This window comes from Albidovulum sp. (assembly GCF_041919395.1).
Lineage (GTDB): Bacteria > Pseudomonadota > Alphaproteobacteria > Rhodobacterales > Rhodobacteraceae > Albidovulum.
The window spans coordinates 1-4,735 of record NZ_JAYRTX010000148.1 but is presented as its reverse complement, the minus strand read 5'-3'; the positions used below and the strand labels follow the sequence as shown (position 1 = coordinate 4,735).

At 72.2% G+C, this 4,735-nt stretch carries 5 protein-coding genes; 2 read left to right on the top strand and 3 right to left on the bottom strand.

Translation table 11 applies throughout. The annotated features are described in order from the left end of the window. The coding region (locus ACMUOO_RS16450) for an RSP_2648 family PIN domain-containing protein (RefSeq protein ID WP_413855741.1) at positions 1-491 on the bottom strand (491 nt) is incomplete at its 3' end. Further along, the gene (locus ACMUOO_RS16445) at positions 488-1,684 is read right to left on the bottom strand and encodes an RSP_2647 family RNA methyltransferase (RefSeq protein ID WP_301918008.1); all 1,197 of its coding nucleotides are present in this window, start codon (positions 1,682-1,684) and stop codon (positions 488-490) included. The genes ACMUOO_RS16445 and ACMUOO_RS16450, both read right to left, overlap by 4 nt. 236 nt (positions 1,685-1,920) lie before the next feature. Between ACMUOO_RS16445 and edd the strand changes: the two genes are divergently transcribed. Continuing rightward, positions 1,921-3,726 (top strand): phosphogluconate dehydratase, encoded by a 1,806-nt coding sequence (gene edd / locus ACMUOO_RS16440; protein ID WP_301918007.1) that lies wholly within the window; start codon positions 1,921-1,923, stop codon positions 3,724-3,726. A 77-nt stretch (positions 3,727-3,803) separates the two neighbouring features. Continuing rightward, on the top strand, positions 3,804-4,457 hold the full coding sequence (gene eda, locus ACMUOO_RS16435) for a bifunctional 4-hydroxy-2-oxoglutarate aldolase/2-dehydro-3-deoxy-phosphogluconate aldolase (RefSeq protein ID WP_301918006.1): 654 nt from the start codon (positions 3,804-3,806) through the stop codon (positions 4,455-4,457). A 4-nt stretch (positions 4,458-4,461) separates the two neighbouring features. Here the strand turns inward: eda and ACMUOO_RS16430 are convergent. Next, the coding region (locus ACMUOO_RS16430; RefSeq protein WP_413855740.1) for a hypothetical protein at positions 4,462-4,735 on the bottom strand (274 nt) is incomplete at its 5' end.

Here is a 4,735-nt window from a genome sequence, read left to right as displayed (position 1 = left end):
GGCCGCAGGGGTTGCGCCTCGCCCGAGAGGCGCTCAGCCTCCGCCCGCACGGTTTCCACCACGCCCGCCACTGTCCCGGGCGCGCCCTGCCAGAGGGCAAGCAGGAACCGGTCCGGGTCCTCGCGCCCGAGCCCCTCCTCGGCCAGCACGCCCCTCGGGAAGTCGGCGGCGTTGAAGGTGACGATCACATCCGCACCCCCGGCGACCGCGGCGGCAAGGACATGCACATCGCCCGGGTCCGGGAGCCAGAGCCGGGCGGCGAGCGCCTCGCGCGGCGCGACGCAGGCAGCGGGAAAGGCCGCCTTCAGCGCCGCGATCTCCCCCCGGGCGACAAGCTCGGCTCCGTGGCCGAGCTTCACCACCGCCCGCGCCCACTCCTCGAGGATGCGGTCGGACCAGAGCGGCACATAAAGACCCGCCCGCGCGACGCCGATCAGGATTTCCCTCAGCACCGTCGGATAGAGCACGCAGGCATCCAGAAGCGCCTTCATCCGTCCAGCCGGAAGAACAGCGCCTTCAGGTAGCCAGTCTCGGCCAGTTGCGGCAGTTGCGGGTGGTCGGGCCCGGCAAAGCCCGTGTGCAGAAGCTGCCCCCGCCGCCCGCCGCGGCCGATCCCGCGCGCCGAGGCATTGCGGAACTGCGTGAGGTCGGCGGCGTGCGAGCAGGAGCAGAGGCAGAGGTAGCCCCCCGGCGCGACCAGCGGCGCGGCCAGCCGCGCGACCCGCTCATAGGCCCTGAGCCCCGCCTCCAGCGCCGGTTTCGCCGGCGCGAAGGCCGGCGGATCGCAGATGACGAGGTCGAACCGCGCACCTTCGGGTCCTAGCGCCTCCATCGCCGCGAAGGCATCGCCCTTGCGCGTCTCGAACCTCTCGCCCGCCCCCATCGCCGCGGCCCCCTGCCCCGCAAGCTCGAGCGCCGCGGCCGAGCTGTCGACGGCCAGCGCCCGCGTCGCGCCCCCGGCGAGTGCGGCCAGCGCGAAGCCGCCGACATGCGAAAAGACGTCGAGCACCGCAGCCCCTTTCGCGAGCCGCGCCGCGAAGGCGTGGTTCTCGCGCTGGTCGAAGAAGAGCCCGGTCTTCTGTCCGCCGAGAAGGTCGGCCATATAGACGGCCCCGTTCATCGGCACCGGCACCGGCTCGTCGAGCGCGCCCGAAAGCACCACCGTTTCCTCCACCAGCCCTTCGAGCCCCCGCGCCCGCCCGGTTCCGTTCTTGACGATGGTCGTGACCCCCGTCACCGCGGCGAGCGCGCCCGCGAGATCGCCGATCATCGCCTCCGCCCAGGCGGCGTTGGGCTGGATCACCGCCGCCGCGCCGAAGCGGTCGATCACGACCCCTGGCAACCCGTCGGCCTCGGCGTGGACCAGCCGGTAGAACGGCGCGTCGTAAAGCCGCTCCCTCAGGGAAAGCGCCCGGGCGATGCGCGCGGCGATCCAGTCGCGGCCGATCATGGCCGCCGCGTCGCGGTCGAGGACACGGGCGACGATCTTCGAGGCGGGGTTCACGGTGACGATGCCCAGGGGCCGCCGCTCGGCGTCCTCCAGAAGCGCGATCGTGCCGGGGGCGAGCGCCTGCGTCCGGCGGTCGGTGACAAGCTCGTCGGCATAGACCCAGGGAAAGCCGTGGCGAATCGCGCGCGCCTCGGCCTTCGGGCGCAGGCGGACGATCGGGAGGGATTGGGTCATGGCAGGGTCCTGCGTGTTTCCCCTCCCCTTAATCCGCCCCGCCCGCCGGGGAAAGCCCCGGTCCTGCACCGGCCCGCGTCCTGACGGCTCCCCTGGGGACTGTCAGCCGTTTCCGTTTCCGCTATCATCGGCTCCGGGCCGCTGTCCCGGCCCGACCGCAGCAGGAAGGCCTTGCGCTTCGTTAGCGCTAACAGTAAGACCCTGCCAACCGCACGACCAGAGCCGAGGAGGATGCCATGCCCACGAGTCCCCGCCTTCTGGAGATCACGGAGCGTATCCGCGTCCGCTCCGCCGCGCATCGCGCCGCCTATCTCGACCGCCTCCGCCAGGCCCGCGACGAAGGCCCCGCCCGCGCCCACCTGAGCTGCAGCAACCAGGCCCATGCCTATGCGGCGATGGGCGGCGACAAGGACAGCCTCGCCGCCGGCCGCGCCCCGAACATCGGCATCGTGACGGCCTACAACGACATGCTTTCGGCCCATCAGCCCTACGAGGACTACCCCAAGCTCATCCGCGCCGCCGCAAGGAAGGCCGGTGCCACCGCGCAGGTCGCGGGCGGGGTCCCGGCCATGTGCGACGGCGTCACGCAGGGCCGCGCGGGCATGGAACTCAGCCTCTTCTCGCGCGACGTGATCGCACTCGCGGCCGGGGTGGCGATGAGCCACAACTGCTACGATGCGGCGCTCTACCTCGGCATCTGCGACAAGATCGTGCCGGGCCTCGTGATCGCGGCCGCGACCTTCGGTCACGTGCCGGCGGTCTTCGTCCCCGCGGGCCCGATGACCTCGGGCCTGCCCAACGATGAAAAATCGAAGGTCCGCCAGCAGTTCGCGGCAGGCGAGGTCGGCCGCGACAAGCTGATGGAAGCCGAGATGGCCTCCTATCACGGGCCCGGCACCTGCACCTTCTACGGCACCGCGAACACCAACCAGATGCTGATGGAGATGATGGGCCTTCACCTGCCCGGCTCCTCCTTTGTCAACCCGAACACGCCGCTCCGCGACGCGCTGACCGAGGCCGCCGTGACCCGCGCCGCGGCGATCACCGCGCTCGGCAACGACTACCGCCCGGTGGGCGAGATCCTCGACGAGCGCGCCTTCGTGAACGGCATCGTCGGGCTGATGGCCACGGGGGGCTCCACCAACCTCGTCCTCCACCTGCCGGCGATGGCGCGGGCGGCCGGCATCCTCCTCGAACCGCAGGACTTCGATGCCGTCTCGGCCTTCGTGCCGCTGATGGCCAAGGTCTATCCGAACGGGCTTGCCGACGTGAACCACTTCCACGCGGCCGGCGGTCTCGCGTTCCTGATCGGCGAACTCCTCGACGCGGGCCTCCTGCACGAGGACGTGCGCACCGTCGCGGGCGACGGCCTTCGGCGCTATGCCGGGGAACCGGTCCTCGCCGACGGCCGGCTCACCTGGCGCGAGGGGCCGAAGTCGACGTTGAACGACCGCATCCTGCGCCCCGCCGCCGACCCGTTCCAGCCGACCGGGGGCCTGCGCGAACTCACCGGCAACCTTGGCCGCGCCGTGATCAAGGTTTCGGCCGTGGCCGAGGAACACCGCGTGATCGAGGCACCCGCGCGCATCTTCACCGACCAGGACGCGGTGAAGACCGCCTTCCAGAAGGGCGAATTCACCGCCGACACGGTGGTCGTCGTCCGCTTCCAGGGGCCCCGGGCCAACGGGATGCCGGAGCTGCATTCGCTGACGCCCGTGCTCTCCGTTCTCCTCGGGCGGGGGCTCAAGGTCGCGCTCGTCACCGACGGGCGGATGTCGGGCGCCTCCGGCAAGGTTCCGGCCGCGATCCATGTCAGCCCCGAGGCCGCCTGCGACGGCCCCCTGGCGCGGCTGAGGGACGGCGACCTGATCCGGCTCGACGCGACCTCCGGCAGGCTCGATGCGCCGGGCGTGGACCTCGGCGCCCGGACCCCGATCGCGCCCGACCTTTCGGCGAACCGCTTCGGCACCGGCCGCGAACTTTTCGAGAGCTTCCGCCGCGCCGTCGGCCCGGCGACCGAAGGGGCATCCGCGCTCTACTGACCGCATTCATCCTGCCCCGAGTACCTCCGCCGGAGGTTCCCGCAATGCCCACCGGACGAAAACCTGAGGAGTTCTCGATGACCCCCGCCGACCAGAGCCGCCGCGCCCTCGAGATCTGCGCGCTCGCCCCCGTGGTTCCGGTCCTCGTCCTCGACCGGATCGCGGACGCCGCACCCCTGGCAAGGGCGCTCGTCGCGGGGGGGCTTCCGGCGCTCGAGGTCACGCTGCGGACGCCGGCGGCGCTCGACGCGATCCGGGCGATGGCCGAGGTGCCGGGCGGCGTTGTCGGCGCGGGCACGCTGCTGACCCCTGCCGACGTGAAGGCCGCAAAGGCGGCGGGGGCACGCTTCGGTGTCTCGCCCGGAGCGACCGACCGGCTGCTCGCCGCCTGCGAGGACGAGGGCCTGCCGCTCCTTCCCGGCGCCGCGACCGCCACCGAAGTCATGGCGCTTCTGGAACGCGGCTACAGCGTCCAGAAGTTCTTCCCCGCCGAGGCCTCGGGTGGCGTTCCGGCCCTTGCGGCGATCGGTGGGCCGATCCCGCAGGTCCGCTTCTGTCCGACGGGCGGCATCGGTCCGAAGAACGCGGGCGACTATCTCGACCTGGCCAATGTGCTCTGCGTCGGCGGAAGCTGGGTCGCGCCGAAGGACCGGGTCGCCGCCGGCGACTGGGCCGCGATCGAAGCCCTCGCGCGGGCGGCAGCGGCGCTTCCGCGACGGGCGCGGGAATGATCGGTCAGGTCCGCTCGCGTCCGCCGAGGAGCGCGCGCCGGATCGCCGACTGCGAACACGCGGCCTCGCCGAGGATCAGCCAGGCCGACACGAAACCGAGGGCAAGCGCAAGAAGCCCGTGGCCGAAGCTCAGCGACAGGGCTGCGCCAAGCCCCGACGCGGCAACGGCCCCGCTGCCTGCCGCGACGCCCATAAGGGCGAAGACCAGCGCATAGCGCCCGCGGTTGCGGCGCAGATCGAGCACTGCGAGCACCGCATCCTGCCGGTCCGTCGCCGGG